Annotated in this window: 13 protein-coding genes and 1 other RNA gene; 5 read left to right on the forward strand and 9 right to left on the reverse strand. The window is 65.8% G+C overall.

The genetic code is table 11. The annotated features are described in order from the left end of the window. Nucleotides 1–18 precede the first annotated feature (18 nt). A complete protein-coding gene (htpX, locus tag AC1DSF_RS26585) occupies nucleotides 19–885 on the forward strand; it encodes a protease HtpX (RefSeq protein ID WP_478146392.1) in 867 nt (288 codons plus the stop codon). 100 nt (nucleotides 886–985) lie between these two features. Here the strand turns inward: htpX and AC1DSF_RS26590 are convergent, their stop codons facing one another. From AC1DSF_RS26590 to cysK, 6 genes are all read right to left on the reverse strand, one after another. Continuing rightward, the gene (locus AC1DSF_RS26590; RefSeq protein WP_478183740.1) at nucleotides 986–2,650 is read right to left on the reverse strand and encodes an NAD(P)/FAD-dependent oxidoreductase; all 1,665 of its coding nucleotides are present in this window, start codon (nucleotides 2,648–2,650) and stop codon (nucleotides 986–988) included. Between the two features lie 135 nt (nucleotides 2,651–2,785). Beyond that, nucleotides 2,786–4,330, reverse strand: coding sequence for a tripartite tricarboxylate transporter permease (locus tag AC1DSF_RS26595; RefSeq protein ID WP_478146390.1), 1,545 nt, complete (start codon nucleotides 4,328–4,330; stop codon nucleotides 2,786–2,788). A 3-nt stretch (nucleotides 4,331–4,333) separates the two neighbouring features. Then, nucleotides 4,334–4,822 carry a tripartite tricarboxylate transporter TctB family protein gene (locus AC1DSF_RS26600; RefSeq protein WP_478125932.1) on the reverse strand — a complete coding sequence of 163 codons (489 nt, stop codon included), beginning with the start codon at nucleotides 4,820–4,822 and terminating at the stop codon, nucleotides 4,334–4,336. A 156-nt stretch (nucleotides 4,823–4,978) separates the two neighbouring features. Further along, complete coding sequence (locus AC1DSF_RS26605) at nucleotides 4,979–6,499, reverse strand: sensor histidine kinase (RefSeq protein WP_478183741.1); 1,521 nt, start codon at nucleotides 6,497–6,499, stop codon at nucleotides 4,979–4,981. Next, nucleotides 6,496–7,185 carry a response regulator gene (locus tag AC1DSF_RS26610; protein WP_478183742.1) on the reverse strand — a complete coding sequence of 230 codons (690 nt, stop codon included), beginning with the start codon at nucleotides 7,183–7,185 and terminating at the stop codon, nucleotides 6,496–6,498. The genes AC1DSF_RS26605 and AC1DSF_RS26610 overlap by 4 nt, the downstream gene beginning before the upstream one ends. A gap of 28 nt (nucleotides 7,186–7,213) precedes the next feature. Further along, entirely contained in the window at nucleotides 7,214–8,134 is a 921-nt protein-coding gene (gene cysK, locus AC1DSF_RS26615) for a cysteine synthase A (protein ID WP_478125935.1), read from the reverse strand. A gap of 65 nt (nucleotides 8,135–8,199) precedes the next feature. On the opposite strand from cysK, the gene rnpB reads away from it, so the two are divergent. Next, nucleotides 8,200–8,537, forward strand: an RNA gene (gene rnpB / locus AC1DSF_RS26620) — RNase P RNA component class A. A gap of 155 nt (nucleotides 8,538–8,692) precedes the next feature. Here the strand turns inward: rnpB and AC1DSF_RS26625 are convergent. Then, complete coding sequence (locus AC1DSF_RS26625) at nucleotides 8,693–9,406, reverse strand: RNA pseudouridine synthase (protein WP_478183743.1); 714 nt, start codon at nucleotides 9,404–9,406, stop codon at nucleotides 8,693–8,695. A gap of 10 nt (nucleotides 9,407–9,416) precedes the next feature. Beyond that, nucleotides 9,417–11,075 (reverse strand): MBL fold metallo-hydrolase, encoded by a 1,659-nt coding sequence (locus tag AC1DSF_RS26630; RefSeq protein WP_478183744.1) that lies wholly within the window; start codon nucleotides 11,073–11,075, stop codon nucleotides 9,417–9,419. 153 nt (nucleotides 11,076–11,228) lie between these two features. Between AC1DSF_RS26630 and AC1DSF_RS26635 the strand changes: the two genes are divergently transcribed. The 3 genes from AC1DSF_RS26635 to AC1DSF_RS26645 all read left to right on the forward strand — a co-directional run bounded on the left by AC1DSF_RS26635 (nucleotide 11,229) and on the right by AC1DSF_RS26645 (nucleotide 14,501). Next, nucleotides 11,229–12,194 (forward strand): Bug family tripartite tricarboxylate transporter substrate binding protein, encoded by a 966-nt coding sequence (locus AC1DSF_RS26635; protein WP_478146404.1) that lies wholly within the window; start codon nucleotides 11,229–11,231, stop codon nucleotides 12,192–12,194. 93 nt (nucleotides 12,195–12,287) lie between these two features. Next, a complete protein-coding gene (locus tag AC1DSF_RS26640; protein WP_478125938.1) occupies nucleotides 12,288–13,694 on the forward strand; it encodes an NfeD family protein in 1,407 nt (468 codons plus the stop codon). 3 nt (nucleotides 13,695–13,697) lie between these two features. Further along, entirely contained in the window at nucleotides 13,698–14,501 is an 804-nt protein-coding gene (locus AC1DSF_RS26645) for a slipin family protein (RefSeq protein WP_478125939.1), read from the forward strand. Here AC1DSF_RS26645 and AC1DSF_RS26650 read toward each other — a convergent pair. Further along, entirely contained in the window at nucleotides 14,428–15,444 is a 1,017-nt protein-coding gene (locus AC1DSF_RS26650) for a LysR family transcriptional regulator (RefSeq protein ID WP_478183745.1), read from the reverse strand. The genes AC1DSF_RS26645 and AC1DSF_RS26650 overlap by 74 nt on opposite strands. Between the last annotated feature and the right edge of the window lie 6 nt (nucleotides 15,445–15,450).

A 15,450-nucleotide genomic window follows, 5' to 3' on the forward strand; every position in this document is an offset into this window, starting at 1 on the left:
CCCCACGGAGAATCCAACTTGAAACGCATCCTTCTGTTCGTGCTGACCAACGTCCTGGTGGTGGCGGTGCTGGGCATCGTCGCGAGCCTGCTGGGCGTCAACCGCTTTCTCACCGCCAACGGACTCAATCTTTCGGCGCTGCTTGGCTTCGCATTGATCATGGGATTTGGCGGCGCGATCATTTCGCTGCTCATCAGCAAGCCGATGGCCAAGTGGTCGGCGGGCGTGCGGATCATCAACGAACCCCAGTCGCCTGACGAAGCCTGGATCGTGCAGACCGTGAAAAAGCTCGCTGACAAGGCCGGCATCGGCATGCCCGAAGTCGGCATCTTCGAGGGTGAGCCCAACGCGTTTGCGACAGGCGCCTTCAAGAACTCTTCGCTGGTCGCCGTCTCGACCGGTCTGCTGCAAAACATGACGCGTGAAGAGGTCGAAGCGGTGATCGGCCATGAAATCGCCCACGTCGCCAACGGCGACATGGTCACGATGACGCTGATCCAGGGCGTGATGAACACGTTCGTGGTGTTCTTGTCGCGGGTGATCGGCTATGCGGTCGACAGCTTCCTGCGCCGCGGCGACGACCGCAACTCGGGCCCGGGCATCGGCTACTTCGTGACGACGATCGTGCTGGACATCGTGCTCGGCTTCGCAGCTGCCATCGTGGTGGCGTGGTTCTCCCGCCAACGTGAGTTCCGGGCGGATGCGGGCTCCGCGCAATTGCTGGGCCGCAAGCAGCCGATGATGAATGCGCTGGCGCGCCTGGGTGGCCTGCCTCCGGGCGAACTGCCCAAGTCGGTCGAAGCGATGGGTATTACCGGCAAGCTCGGTAGCCTGTTCGCGACGCACCCGCCGATCGAGCAGCGCATCGCGGCATTGCAAGGCTAGGCTCGCCCCCAGGCTGCGCGCACTTCGTGTCGCTTCGCCTACCCCCTACCGGGGGCAACACCGGCGGCCCGGCAGAGCCGGTTCCGCGGTGTTTCTCGATTCAGATGCGTACGCCGGCTGCGATGCCGAGCGCGACCGCTTCGCCTACCTTGATGCCGTCGACTCCGGCCGACAGAATGCCGCCCGCGTAGCTGGCGCCTTCGCCGGCGGGGTACAGGCCGCGCACGTTGAGGCTCTGGAAGTCTTCGCCGCGCGTGATCTTGATGGGTGACGAGGTGCGGGTCTCGACGCCGGTCAGGACGGCGTCATGCAGATCGAAGCCTTTGATCTTGCGTCCGAAGGCGGGGAAGGCCTCTCGCATGGCTTCGGTCGCGTAGGCGGGGAGGGCGGCGCGGAGGTCGACCGGCATCACGCCCGGCTTGTACGACGGTTCCACACTGCCCAGCACCGTCGACGGCTTGCCCGCGACGAAATCCCCGACCAGTTGCCCCGGCGCCCGGTAGTCGCCGCCGCCGAGTACGAAGGCGTTGGACTCCAGCTCGCGCTGAAGCTCGATGCCTGCCAGCGGAGAACCCGTTCGGCCTTCTTCCCAGCCGGGAAAGTCCTGTGGATCGATGCCGACCACGATGCCCGCGTTGGCGTTGCGCTCGTTGCGTGAATACTGGCTCATGCCGTTGGTCACCACGCGGCCCGGCTCGCTGGTAGCCGCCACGACAGTGCCGCCGGGGCACATGCAGAAGCTGTACACCGAGCGTCCGTTGTTCGCGTGATGCACGAGCTTGTAGTCGGCCGGGCCCAGCAGCGGATGGCCTGCGTGCCGTCCCCATCGCGCACGATCGATCAAGCCTTGAGGATGCTCGACGCGGAAGCCGATCGAGAAAGGCTTGGCCTCGATGTGCACCCCACGCTCATGGAGCATCGCGAAGGTGTCGCGCGAACTGTGGCCGAGCGCCATCACCACGTGATCGGCACGCAGCTCGCTGGTTTGCCCGGTGCGCTGGTCGAGCACGGTCAGCCCACGCAAGTGCTTGCCGTCGGGGCCGTCCTCGATCAGCACGTCGGTCACGCGGTGCTCGAAGCGAATCTCGCCGCCGAGCGCGGTGATCTGTTCGCGCATGTTCTCCACGACCTTCACCAGCTTGAATGTGCCGATGTGCGGATGCGCGACATAGAGGATTTCGGGCGGTGCGCCGGCCTTGACGAACTCTTCCATCACCTTTCGGCCGAGAAAGCGCGGATCCTTGATCTGGCTGTAGAGCTTTCCGTCGGAGAACGTGCCCGCGCCGCCTTCACCGAACTGCACATTGGATTCGGGATTGAGCACGCTCTTGCGCCAGAGGCCCCAGGTGTCCTTGGTGCGTTGGCGCACGGTCTTGCCGCGCTCCAGCACGATCGGCTTGAATCCCATCTGCGCGAGCACCAGCGCAGCAAAGATGCCGCAGGGGCCGAAGCCGATCACCACCGGCCGTAGCGGCAGCGTGGCGGGCGCTTGCGCTGGCGGCTCCCACGCCATGTCGGGAGTCGGGACGATGCGGGGGTTTTCTGCGAACTTGTGGAGCAGCGCGGCTTCTGTCGCCGGATCCGCGATCGTCACGTCGACGATATAGACCTGCAGCAGTTGCGCCTTGCGCGCGTCGAAGCTGCGCTTGAAGATGCTGAACTCGCGCACGGCGCCGGGCGGGATGCCGAGCACGGCGTCGATGGCTGCGGGGAGGGCCGCTTCGTCGTGGCCGAGCGGCAGTTTGATTTCTGAAATTCGCAGCATGTGGGGTGGCTTGGGTCTATCAAGCAGGGGCCCGGATCATAAAACCCCTTCCTGAATGGCAAATGACCTGCGGCGCGCACATCGCGCCGCAGGTCATTTTGCGGGAGGGATCAGGGACTGATCGCCCTGGCCGTGTCAGGCTTCCGAGACGGCTTCGGAGCCGAGCCCATCGGCATCCGCTTCGACGCGCTTGACCGCGCGGCCACGGAAGCTCGACCAGGTGACGCCGACCAACAGCAGTGCCGACAGTGCGATGAAGGCCGCGCTGATGGGGCGCTGCACGAACACACTGATGTCGCCGCGGGACAGCAGCATGGCGCGGCGGAAGTTTTCTTCCACCATCGGCCCGAGCACGAAGCCCAGCATGATCGGCGCGACTGAGAATTCCAGCGTGATCAGCAACGCGCCAATGACACCGAAGGCCAGCACTTCCCAGATCTGGAAGAGGCTGTTCTGCGTGCTGAAGACGCCCACCGCGATGAAGAACATCGCCGACGGGAACAGGTAGCGATACGGCACCTGCAGCATCTTGACCCACACGCCGATCATCGGCACGTTCAGGATGATCAGCAGCACGTTGCCGATCCAGAAGCTGGCAATCAGGCCCCAGAAGATGTCCGGATGCTCGGTGATGAGCTGCGGGCCGGGGGCGATGCCCTGGATCATCAGCGCACCGAGGATCAGCGCCATCACCGCGTCGCCCGGAATGCCCAGGCTCATCGTCGGGATGAAGTCGACCTGCGTCTTCGAATGCGAAGAGGCTTCGGGCGACGCCACGCCGGCGATCATGCCGGTGCCGAACTTCTCCGGCGTCTTCGAGACCTTGCGCTCGAGCGCGTAGGCGATGAAGGTCGTGATCGTCGGGCCGGTGCCGGGCATCGCGCCGAAGACGGTGCCGACCAGCGTGCCGCGCACCATCGGCCAGAAGGCTTCCTTCAACTCGGCCAGGCTCGGGCGCATGTCCCGCACGCGCAGCGAGGTGTTGCTCGTGATGATGGTCATCCGGTTCACGTTGAGCAGGAAGTCGGCGACGCCGAACAAGCCCATGGCGATCGCCACGAGTTCGAGGCCGTCGCTGAGTTCAGGGATGCCGAACGAGAAGCGGAAGCTGCCCGAGTTCACGTCGGTGCCGACCACGCCGCACAGCAGGCCGAACAGCGTCATGGCAACGCCTTTCAGCGGCGAACCGCGCGACATGGTGGAACCCGCCAGCAGGCCCAGCAGCATGATCGAGAAAATCTCGGTCGGCCCGAACTTGAAGGCCACGGCCACCAGCAGCGGCGACGCGAAGATCATCACCAGGATGCCGACCGACGCCGCGAAGAACGACGAGATCATGGTGATGCCGAGCGCCGTCCCGCCCTTGCCGGCGCGCGTCATCGGATAGCCGTCCAGGCAGGTCACCGCGTGCGGCGGATGCGAAGGCAGGTTCAGCAGGATGGCGCCGATGGCGCCGCCATATTGCGAGCCGTAGAAGATGCCGGCCAGCATCAGGATGGCCGGGACCGGGTGCATCGCGTAGGTGAGCGGCAGCAGGATCGAGATCGCCGACAGCGCGCCCATGCCGGGCAGCACGCCAATCAGGTTGCCGACCAGCACGCCGAAGAACGACCACATCAGGTTGGTGCCCTGGAAGGCAACGCCGAACCCGAACCACAGGTCATGGAGAGACTGCATCATGGTCTACATCCCCCACTGGAACAGCGGAAGCTGCAAGCGCAGCGCCCACCAGAAGACGATCACCGCGACGATGCACATCGATAGCGCCAGCAGGATCGCCTGCGTGATGGTGTTCGTGCGGTCGCCTAGCGCCGAGATGAAGACGATGGCAAACGTCGCTGGGACCAGTCCGCCATAGACGCCCAGCAGCAGGAACGCCAGCACGGCCACGATGATGCAGATGCCGCCGCGCACGTCGGGAAGGCCAGTCCCGTGGCCGTGACCGACCGCGATCTTGGATGAGCTGCCGCTGTCGGATCGGGCGGTGATCGCGATCAGCAGGCCTGTGATGGCCAGGAGCACGCCGACGGCAACCGGAAAGAAACCGGGGCCCATGCGGGCGGGTGTGCCGGTGCGGTAATCAAGCCCCGCGTAGACCGCGATGAGCCCGACGAACACCATCAAGGCGCCGCCGTAATAGTCTTTCTTGACCTTGGAAGTGAGGGCTTTCATTGCCGCCCCCCGAGCCGATGGCCCGTATGCCTGCGCTGGCACTGCATGTTTGTCTCCTTTGTCGCATGCGATGTGCACGCTGAGCAAAAGGCAGTCTAGAAATCAAGCCTTCCAATCTCCTTTCAGTGGCAGGCGGGCTCTTCAAAATACGTGTTATCACTTATCGGGTTGAACCGCACGCGGCAACCGCAGTACGGCGCGCAATCCGCCTGCGAGGCCTTCGAGCGGCGGCGCGTCGCCAAGCGTGATTTCGCCGCCATTGCGGTGCGCATAGGCCTGTGCAATGGCGAGTCCCAGGCCGGCGCCGCGGCCCTCTTCGGGGCCCACGATGTCCGAGCGCTGGAAGCGTTCGAACGCGCTTGCCCATCGGCTCTGCGGAATGCCCGGCCCGGTGTCGCAGACTTCAGCCTCGACCCAGTCGCCGTCAAAGCGAACGGCCACGGTGATGTGGCCTCTGGCCGGCGTGTACTTGATGGCGTTGTGGACCAGGTTCGACAGTGCTTCGTGCAGTTCTGCGGCTTGCGCGGCGACGGGAGCAACCGGCACAACCGGAACGGCCGGTTCGTAGTCTGCGTCTTCGATTTCCGCATCGCCGCGCGCGTCGATCCAGCCGAGATCCTGGTTCTTTTCGCGTGCGAGCGGCAGATGTTGCAGCACCACCTCGCGCGCCACCGCGTTGAGGTCAGTGATCGGGAGGGCTCCCGCGTCCGACGCGGACTCGCTCGCGTGCGCCAGCGCCAGCAGCTGCTCGCTCAGCCGGCGGGCGCGCACCAGTTGGGCGACGATTGCGCGAAGTGTTTCGCGCATCGTTTCGGGATCGCGTTCGCGCAGCGCGTACCCGGCCTGCGTCAGCATGATGGCCAGCGGCGTGCGCAGTTGGTGCGACGCGTCGGCAAGAAAGCGCGACTGCTTGGCCAACAGGTCGCCCTGGTTGGCGATGTGGTGGTTCACCGCCTCCACGAGCGGCGCGACTTCGTAGGGCACATCGCTCGCGTCAAGCGGTTCGAGGTCGCCCGGTGCGCGAGTCGCGAGCGATCGGCGCAGCCGCTGCAGCGGGCGCAGCGAGAGCGCCACCCCCAGCCACACGAGAACGACCATCACGGTCACGATCCGCACGTCGTTCCAGAGCGCCTGGTGCCATGAGTCGGCCAACGCCTGATGGCGGAAGCCGGTGCTTTCGGCCGCCTGGCTGAGTACGCGGTATCCCTCCGTTTCGTTGATGCGCACTGTGCGGCGCAGTGCCGCGATGCGCACTGGATAGCCGCGATAGGTTGCGTCGTAGAACTGCGCGACGTTGTCCGGACCCGCCGGTGGTGGCGGCAGGTCCGAAACGCCGACCAGCGTTTCCTCGGATGCCGCAGCGCTGTTGCCGGCGTTCTTGGCAGATAGCGGCGTGTAGCCCACATGCAGATGCTTGTGAATGGATCGCGTCGACTCGAACATCGACTGCACCGAAAAGGCGGTGTCGACGCGCGGCTTCAGGTCGTCGCCGATCGCGATGCTGTCGTTCAGCGCTTCGACCGGTTCAATGAGGGCCTGATCGTATGCATCGACCACCACCCTGGAGATGGCGCGGTAGTCGATCCACGTATCGATCGCCAGCAGCGCGACGATCGCGGGCAGCAGCATCGCGAGCAGCAGCGTGCGGATGCCGATGCGGCGCGGCTCGGCCTTCATCCGAGGTCGTCCGAACCTGAGGAGACGTCTTCCAGCATGTAGCCGAGGCCGCGGACCGTGGTGATGCGGACGTCGCTGTCGGCCAGCTTGCGGCGCAGCCGATGCAGCACCAGTTCGATCGCTGCCGGCCCGACCTCGCTGTCGTGCGGGAACACCTTGCCCGACAGGCGCTGCTTGCCGACGGGCGAGCCGGCGCGCAGCAGAAGCGCGATCAACGCCGCATGCTCGCGCGGCGTGAGGGCCAGGAGCTGGCCTTGCAGCATGAAGGCATGGCTTTCGCTGTCGTAGGTCAGCGATCCGCAGTGCATGCGCGGATGCTGCGTGCCGCGGCTGCGCCGCACCAGCGCCGTGAGACGCGCTTCCACCTCTTCGACCGCAAAAGGCTTGCTCAGGAAATCGTCCGCGCCCAGATGCAGACCGCGCACGCGATCCTGCAGCGAGCCTTCTGCCGTGAGCACCAGGACCGGCGTGCGGTCGCCTTCGTCGCGCATGGCCGAGAGCAGCGCCAGGCCGTGCTTGTCCGGCAGTCGCAGGTCGAGCACGGCGGCGTCGTATTCATTGCCGGCCAGCAGGGCCTCGGCCGTGCGCGCGTCGGGTGCGTGGTCGGTGACGAAGCCGCTTTGCTTCAGCGCACGGACCAGCCATGCCGCGAGTTCGGCTTCGTCTTCTACCAGCAGGATGCGCATGCGGCAGCGGTGCCTCGACGGGATACGTTCACGCGGGCAGGAATCCGTCGACGGACAGGTAGCGCTCGCCGGTGTCGTAGTTGAAGCCCAGCACCACGGCATCTGCAGGCAGCGACGGCAATTTCTGCGCAATGGCTGTGAGGGTGGCGCCGGAGGAAATGCCGACAAGGATGCCTTCTTCGCGCGCGCAGCGGCGGGCCATTTCGCGCGCGGGTTCGGCATCGACCTGGAGCACGCCATCGAGCAGCGAGGTGTCGAGGTTCTTCGGGATGAAGCCCGCGCCGATGCCCTGGATGGGGTGCGGCGAAGGCTGGCCGCCGGAAATCACCGGCGACGCCACCGGCTCGACGGCAAAGACCTTGAGCTTGGGCCACTTCTGCTTGAGGATTCTTGCGCAGCCGGTGATGTGTCCGCCGGTGCCCACGCCGGTGATCAGCACGTCGATACCCTCCGGGAAGTCGGCTGCGATTTCCTCGGCCGTGGTGCGCTCGTGCACCTCCACGTTGGCCGGATTGTTGAACTGCTGCGGCATCCACGCGCCGGGCGTGCCGGCGACGATTTCTTCCGCGCGGGCGATGGAACCCTTCATGCCCTTTTCGCGCGGCGTGAGGTCGAAGCTCGCGCCGTAGGCCAGCATGAGGCGGCGGCGCTCGACGGACATGCTGTCGGGCATCACCAGGATCAGCTTGTAGCCCTTGACCGCCGCAACCATGGCAAGGCCGATGCCGGTGTTGCCCGAGGTTGGCTCGACGATCGTGCCGCCGGGCTTGAGTGCGCCCGATCGCTCGGCATCCTCGACCATGGACAGCGCGATGCGGTCCTTGATCGAGCCGCCCGGATTGGCGCGCTCCGACTTGATCCAGACCTGCTGGGTGGCGTGGCCGAACAGGCGCTGGATACGGATGTGCGGCGTGTTGCCGATCGTCTGCAAGATGGTGTCTGCTCTCATACGGTGTCCTCTGGGCAAATCCGATGCGGAAGTGGGGAGCGTCATTGTGGCGATAATCGCCCCGTGAAGCACGCTGGACCGCCGCTGGTGCAAGTCTCGAAAGAGCGCACTGGAGGAACGTCCGGACTGCACAGGACAGCGCAGGAGCTAACGGCTCTCCACCGTGAGGTGAGGATCAGAGCAACAGAGACGAGTCGGCCGGGGGCAACCCCGGCCGGGTGAAACGGGCAATCTCTGCGCGCAGCAACACCAAGTAGGCCAGCGTCGATGTGGTTCCGCAGAGCTGGCGGGTAGGTGGCACCGAGCCGTTTGGCGACAAACGGCCCAGATTAATGGCGGTCACGCTGGAGCTTCCGAAAGGGGCTTCAGCGCACAGAATCCGGCTTATAGGCGGGCTTCACACTATTTTGACTCGCCCCCAGGCTGCGCGCACTTCGTGTCGCTTCGCCTTCCCCCTGACCGGGGGCAACACTGGCGGCCCGGCGAAGCCGGTTCCGCGGTGTTCACGAAGGGGGCGGGCTTCGCCGCCCCTGCTTGTCCGGCGCTCTCTTTCTCTTTTTAGAAGCGTTCTTGGGGAGAGAGGTAGCGCCACTGGGAGGGGAGGAGGCCGGCCAAGGGGACGCGGCCGATGCGGATGCGCTTCATCGAGAGGATTTGCAGGGCGGCGTCGTCGCACAGGTGGGCGATTTGACCGGGGCGGGCGCCTTTGAGGGCGAAGCGCAGGCCGGTATGGCCTTCGGCTTGCTGGCTGATGCTGACTCGGGCGGGGGTGCGTTCGAAGCGCGACAGCGTTTCGGGGCCTACGGGGCCTGCGACGTCGACGATGACTTCGTGTTCGAGGATGCCGGCGTCTTCCTGAAGCTTGCGCTCGACGCGCCACTCCTGGGTGTAGACGAGCAGGCCGCTGGCGCCGGTTTCCAATGGGGTCATGCAACGCTGGGCACTGACGTGGCGCGGCAGGAAGCGCAGGCCGGCGCGTTCGGGTTCGTGATGATTGGCGGGTACGAGCAGGCGGTGCGCGTGGTCGGTCGCCATGCCGGCTGGCTTGTGCAGCAAGAGGGTGACGGGCACCACCGGTTCGGGGCGGGCGCCGGCTTCGATTTCGACGTTTTCGTGGGCATGCACGCGCGACTGCGGCAGCAGCCGGGATTGGCCGTCGACGCGCACGGCGCCGTTTTCGATCAGGAGCTCTGCTTCGCGCCGCGAGCAGCCAGCGAGCGCGGCGACACGCTTGGCCAGGCGTATGCCGTCTTCGGCATCTTTTTCGGTCACGCTGGCATCCTCATTCCTTCACCGTCTGTCGGAGTCGCTCGACATGCGCAGCCAGCGAGCGAGCGGCCACGGGCCACATGCGCTCGGGCACGTCGTCATAGGCGATCGGCAGCCAGTCTTCCGGCGTGCCTTGGGGTAGCTTGCGCATGGCGGCAGCGATCTTGGCTTCGCGCTTGAGGCGGTGCGCCTTCAGGTAGGCCAGTGCCGCACGCGCTTCGCCGAGCACATAGCCGTGAGCGGGCAGGATGAACGAGATGCCACCTTCGGCACATGCCGCATCGAGCTTGTCGAGCGATGCGAGGTAGGCGTTCATGTTGCCGTCCGGCGGGTCGATGACGGTGGTGCTGCCATTGAGCACATGGTCCCCAGAGAAGAGGAGGCCGTCTTCTTCCAGTACAAGGCAGAGGTGGTTGGCGGCGTGCCCGGGCGTGTGAATGGCGCGCAGCGTGTGGGTGTGGGCGGCGGAGGTCAGCACGATGTGCTCCCCGTCCTTGAGCGCGCGGTCGGGACTGAACCGGGCCGTCGACCGCGCGGTGGGCGCCGACGCCAGTCCGACGATGGGCGGTGGGGTCTTGCACAGCTTCTGCAGCGGAAGGGCGCCCGGCGAATGATCGGCGTGCGAGTGCGTGCAGACGATCACGCGGATGTCGCCGTGCGTTGCGCGCCAGAGCCGGCCGATGTGGTCGAAATCATTGGGGCCTGGGTCGATCACGACGTAGCCGGTGGAGGCGTCGCCGACGATGTAGCTGTTGGTGCCGGGGCCGGTCATGGCGCTCGGGTTCGGCGCGGTGAGTCGCTGTACGTTTTTCAGGAGCGGCACCGGCTGTTCGCTCTGCCAGTCGAGCGCATGCACGAGTTGACCGTCAGGGCTGACCATGGCGAGTTCACCGAAGGGCGAATCGGTCTCCATGTAGCGCGCCTCCTGGCCCTTGAGCATTCCGGCGCGCGGACAACTGGTCCACAGGGGACCTTCGCCGCCGTGCCGGTTGGCGCAGGCGTACAACACGGCGTCCACCGTCTTGTAAGCGGCCAGTCTTTCGAGCGTGCGCAGCGTCGGGAAAATCATGAAAAAGGCGCCCGCCGCATGACGCGCGAGCGCGTCCGCCGGTCGCACCCAGCAGGGCTCGAACTGCTCGGTCTCGTCCGCCGTCGGAGTTTGTCCTTCGGGCATGCGCGCCACCAGAAAGGGCACGTCGAAGCGCTTGGGCAGATCGCGATCGGTGATCCAGTGGGCGAAGGTAAAGACGCGGTCGGTGGACAGCAGCAGGCCACGTTCGACGCACTGATCGGCAAAGGCGACTGTGGTGGTGGCAGTGCTGCGATCCATCGAGGCCACTTCTTCGGCGCTCACCGGCCGGCCGTCGGGGTGATGGGCGAGCAGCACGCCGAGTTCCTCGAAGCTCTCCCGAAGGGCGGCGATGGCTTGTGTGAGTTGCGTCCGGCTCTGGGTGCGGCGGCGCGTTGCGATCGCGCGCGCGGTGGCGTCGCTTTCGTCGATGCGTCCTCCTGGGAAGACGTACGCGCCCGGCGCGAAGCTCGCCGTCGACGAGCGACGGGTCATCAGCACTTCGATGCCTTCCGGCGTGTCGCGCAGCAGGAGCACGGTGGCGGCGGCGCGCAGCGGAGCCGGTTCGCGCTGGGGGTGGAGCAGTTGGGTGGGACGTACCATGATCCGCGATTATCGGGAGAAGGCTGCCGGCGCGCGCGGCCGTCCACCCGAGGCATAAGCTGGAGTCATAAGCTTCTGTGCAATTGCTGATGAGGCTCGCGCCACAATGCCGCCATGACTGCATCTTTCATTCGAGGCGCGCGCCGTCTTTTCATGCTCTCCACGTTGGCCCTGTGCGCCGCTGCGCCGGCCGCGTTCGCCCAGGCCGATTGGCCGCAGCAGCCCGTCACGCTGATCATGGGTTTTCCGGCCGGTTCGGGCGTCGACGTCGTCGCCCGCATCATTCAGGAGCCGCTCCAGCGCAAGCTCGGCCAGCCGGTGGTGATCGACTACAAGTCGGGCGCGGCCGGCAACATCGCGAGCGAATACGTCGCGCACGCCAAGCCCGACGGCTACACGCTCGCCTTCGGTACCGCGGCAACGCACGGCAGCAATGCGGCGCTCTACAAGAAGCTGCCTTTCGACGTCGAAGCCGATTTCGTTCCGGTGGCGCCGGTGCTCGATGTGTCGAACGTGCTCACGATCAATCCGAACGTGATGGACGTGAAGACGCTCAAGGAATTCGTCGATCTCGTGAAGGCGAACCCCGGCAAGTACAACTACGCTTCGACGGGCAATGGCGCCGGCACGCACATGGCGTTTGCCGAATTCAATTCGCGGCTCGGCCTGAACATGGTGCATGTGCCCTACAAGGGCGGTCCCGAGGCGATCACTTCGGTTGTGCGCGGTGAGACCTGCTGCATCATGAACCAGGTGCAGACCGTGCTGCCGCAGTACAAGGCCGGCAAGGTGCGGCTGCTGGGCGTTACCACCGCAAAGCCCGTGGCCGCCATCAAGGAAGTGCCGACCATCGCGTCGAGCGGCTTGCCGGGCACCGAAGGCTTCGACAGCTCGATCTGGTTCGGCGTGTTCGCGCCGAAGGGCACCGATCCGCACATCGTGGACAAGCTCAACGCTGCCATCCGGTCCGTGCTCGAGCAGCCGGAGATCCGCGAGAAGTTCGAGAACCAGGGCAACACGATCCGCATCGAGTCGCCCGCGCAATTCAAGCAGACCGTTCATGCCAACCGCGTGAAATGGGCCGAGGTCGCCAAGGCGGCCAACATCCACATCGATTGAGTCACGCCGGGCCGGCGCAAGAGGCCGGAACCAGCCGGGGCGTCTGCTGCGACGCACCATGACAGCGCCCTGCGCGGTACCTAGAATCGGACGATGAGGTCCGCCAGAGCATGGTTGACGGTATGGACCCTCCTCGTCCTTGCGGCGGGAGCGGCCAATGCCCAAGCCGTGCCTGATGCCGCCCCAGCCCAGCCGCCGGCCAACGCGCGCGCCGGGATGGTAGTGCTGATGGAAATCGACGGCGCGATCGGCCCCGCGACCGTCGACTACATCCACCGCGGACTCAAGCTCGCAGAAAAAGAAAAGGCGCGGTTGGCCATTATTCAGATGGACACGCCCGGCGGGTTGGACGCGTCGATGCGCAACATCATCAAGGACATCCTCGCATCGCCCGTTCCCGTGGCGGGCTTCGTCGCCCCCAACGGTGCGCGCGCAGCCAGCGCCGGCACCTACATCCTCTACGCCAGTCATATCGCGGCGATGGCGCCGGCTTCGAACCTGGGCGCAGCGACGCCGGTCGCCATTGGCATGCCGTCACCGTCGGAGCCGGCTGCGAAACCCGAGTCCGCGGACAAGGCGGAACACAGCGGCGATGCCATGACAGCCAAGCGCCTCGCCGATGCATCGGCCTACATCCGCAGCCTGGCGCAACTGCGCGGGCGCAATGCCGACTGGGGCGAAAAGGCCGTGCGCGAATCGGTCAGCCTGTCGGCCCAGGAGGCGCTGGACAAGCAGGTCATCACTCTCATTGCAAAGGACGTGTCCGACTTGCTGGCGCAGGTGAACGGGCGCGAAGTGCAAACCATCAACGGCAAGGTGCGCCTGGCAACCCAGCGGGCGGAGCTTCTGGTGGTCGATGCGGATTGGCGCACGCGATTGCTGTCAGCGATCACGGAGCCGAGCCTCGCGCTGATCCTGCTGATGGTCGGTGTGTACGGCCTGCTGTTCGAGTTTTCGAATCCGGGCTTCGTGCTGCCTGGCGTGGTGGGCGCCATCTGCCTTTTCGTCGCGCTCTTCGGGCTGCAGATGTTGCCGATCAACTTTGCGGGGCTGGGGCTGATCCTCCTTGGCGTGGCTTTCCTGATCGCGGAGGCGTTTCTGCCGACTTTCGGCGTCCTCGGTGTGGGTGGGATCGTGGCGTTCTGCGTGGGCGCATTGCTCCTGATCGACAACGACATTCCGGGCTTCGGCGTGCCGCTGTGGCTGGTGGGGCTTCTGGCGCTGGGGTCCGCGGCGTTCATCCTGGTCGTTGGCGGCATCGCTGCGAAGACGCGCCGACGGCCTCTGGCGGTGGGCGTTTCGACGCTGGTCGGCGCGACCGGTGAGCTCGTCGAATTCGCGGACGGCGAAGGCTGGGCGCAAATCCAGGGTGACTACTGGAAGGTACGCGGCTCAGAAGGACTGAGCCCCGGCCGCCGGGTCCGCGTGACGCGCGTGCAGGGCCTGGCCCTTCAAGTCACCGAAGACATCCAGGAGAGCCCGGCCGGGGCCGGGGCATGACCCATGTTCATCAATTTCAGCCTCGTGTTCGTCGGTTTCATCGTGCTGCTCGTGGTGGCCTTCGTTGCCGCCTCGCTGCGCATCTTGCGCGAGTACGAACGCGGCGTCGTCTTCCAGCTAGGCAGATTCTGGAAGGTAAAGGGACCGGGGCTGGTGATCCTCATCCCGGGCGTCCAGCAGATGGTGCGCGTGGGCCTGCGGGTGATGGTGCTCGACATCCCGAGCCAGGACCTGATTACGCGCGACAACGTGTCGGTGAAGGTGAATGCGGTGCTCTACTTTCGCGTCATCGACCCCGAGAAGGCGATCATCCAGGTGGAGAGATATTTCGAGGCCACCAGCCAACTGGCGCAGACCACGTTGCGTGCGGTGCTGGGCAAGCATGACCTCGACGACCTGCTGGCCGAGCGCGAGCGGCTCAATCTCGATATCCAGAAGACGCTCGAAGCTCAGACCTTCCAGTGGGGCATCAAGGTGACCAACGTCGAGATCAAGCATGTCGACTTGAACGAGAACATGGTGCGTGCGATTGCCCGGCAGGCGGAGGCCGAACGCGAGCGGCGCGCCAAGGTGATCCATGCCGAAGGTGAGTTGCAGGCGTCCGCAAAGCTGGCGGAAGCCGCCGAGATCCTGGGGCGGCATCCGCAGGCGCTGCAGTTGCGCTATCTCGAAACGCTGACCGTCATCGCTGCCGACAAGAATTCGACGATCGTCTTTCCGCTGCCGCTGGAACTCATCGGACCCTTGGTGCAGTGGCTGGATCGAAAGCCCCGGCCGGTCGGCGAGCCTGGCTCGCAGCCGATGTAGCTGCCCTGGCCGTTTCTCGCGCTCGGGCGTCGAACGTGTCCAGGCCCTGCACCAGCCGGTTCGACAGCCGAGGCTGGCGAAGCTGCTCCAGCCACCAATCCATCGCGCGGCCTTCGTGATCGCCTCGCCAGGCAACATAGAGGATGTTCGGCTCGCGCGGGTCGACGGTCTGCTTTTCGATCAATTCGCCGCGCTCGAGCAACGAAGCGGCGCGTTGTCGCGGCAGCCATCCGACGCCGAGGCCGTCGCGCTGCGCAAGGATCTTGGCGCGCATGGTCGGTACTGCCAACACGGCTTGGCCGCCATGAATGCCGTAGGCACTGCCTGCGGTGGTGCGCGAGGTGTCGGCAACGACCACCGCCCGTTGGCCGGTGATGGCGTCCCGCCCGATCGGCTCTTTTGCCGAAGCGAGCGGATGACGCGGCGAGACGGCGAAGACCCAGTCCATGACGCCGAGTTCGAACCAGCGCAGGCCCTCGATCGACGGCGGCTCGTTCGTCGCTCCAATGACCATGTCGGCACGGCCATCGCGCAAGGCTTCCCAGGTGCCCCGCAACACTTCATGCGTCATGCGCAGCGGCACGCCCGATTCCAGCGCATCGAAAGCGCCGATCACCGGCAGCAGGGTCTCGAACTCGATGATCTCGTCGGTCACGATCCACAGGCGATCTTCCCAGCCGCTCGCAACCTGCCGGACGCGTTGCGACAGCCGCGATACGTCCGCGGCCAGCCGCGACGCTTCGTGCGCGAGCAGCTGGCCGGCCGGAGTCAACTGCGGCCGATAACGGCGCCGGTCGAACAGCAGCGCATCGAATCTCTCCTCGAGCTGACGCGCGGCGTGCGAGATGGTGGACGGCGCCTTTCCCAGCCGTGCCGCGGCACGGGAGAGGCTTCCGCTCTCGCGAATCGCCTCGAGCAGCGCGAGTTCATCTTCTGACAGCATCGTCGG

It is taken from the genome of Variovorax sp. 01N429, assembly GCF_056399425.1.

Bases quoted from the DNA above. Each gene is read 5' to 3' on its own strand.
- AC1DSF_RS26595 (WP_478146390.1), bottom strand. From the start codon at position 4,330: ATGATGCAGTCTCTCCATGACCTGTGGTTCGGGTTCGGCGTTGCCTTC.
- AC1DSF_RS26635 (WP_478146404.1), top strand. From the start codon at position 11,229: ATGCTCTCCACGTTGGCCCTGTGCGCCGCTGCGCCGGCCGCGTTCGCC.
- AC1DSF_RS26640 (WP_478125938.1), top strand. From the start codon at position 12,288: ATGAGGTCCGCCAGAGCATGGTTGACGGTATGGACCCTCCTCGTCCTT.
- cysK (WP_478125935.1), bottom strand. From the start codon at position 8,134: ATGAGAGCAGACACCATCTTGCAGACGATCGGCAACACGCCGCACATC.
- AC1DSF_RS26645 (WP_478125939.1), top strand. From the start codon at position 13,698: ATGTTCATCAATTTCAGCCTCGTGTTCGTCGGTTTCATCGTGCTGCTC.
- AC1DSF_RS26610 (WP_478183742.1), bottom strand. From the start codon at position 7,185: ATGCGCATCCTGCTGGTAGAAGACGAAGCCGAACTCGCGGCATGGCTG.
- AC1DSF_RS26630 (WP_478183744.1), bottom strand. From the start codon at position 11,075: ATGGTACGTCCCACCCAACTGCTCCACCCCCAGCGCGAACCGGCTCCG.
- AC1DSF_RS26650 (WP_478183745.1), bottom strand. From the start codon at position 15,444: ATGCTGTCAGAAGATGAACTCGCGCTGCTCGAGGCGATTCGCGAGAGC.
- AC1DSF_RS26600 (WP_478125932.1), bottom strand. From the start codon at position 4,822: ATGAAAGCCCTCACTTCCAAGGTCAAGAAAGACTATTACGGCGGCGCC.
- AC1DSF_RS26590 (WP_478183740.1), bottom strand. From the start codon at position 2,650: ATGCTGCGAATTTCAGAAATCAAACTGCCGCTCGGCCACGACGAAGCG.
- AC1DSF_RS26605 (WP_478183741.1), bottom strand. From the start codon at position 6,499: ATGAAGGCCGAGCCGCGCCGCATCGGCATCCGCACGCTGCTGCTCGCG.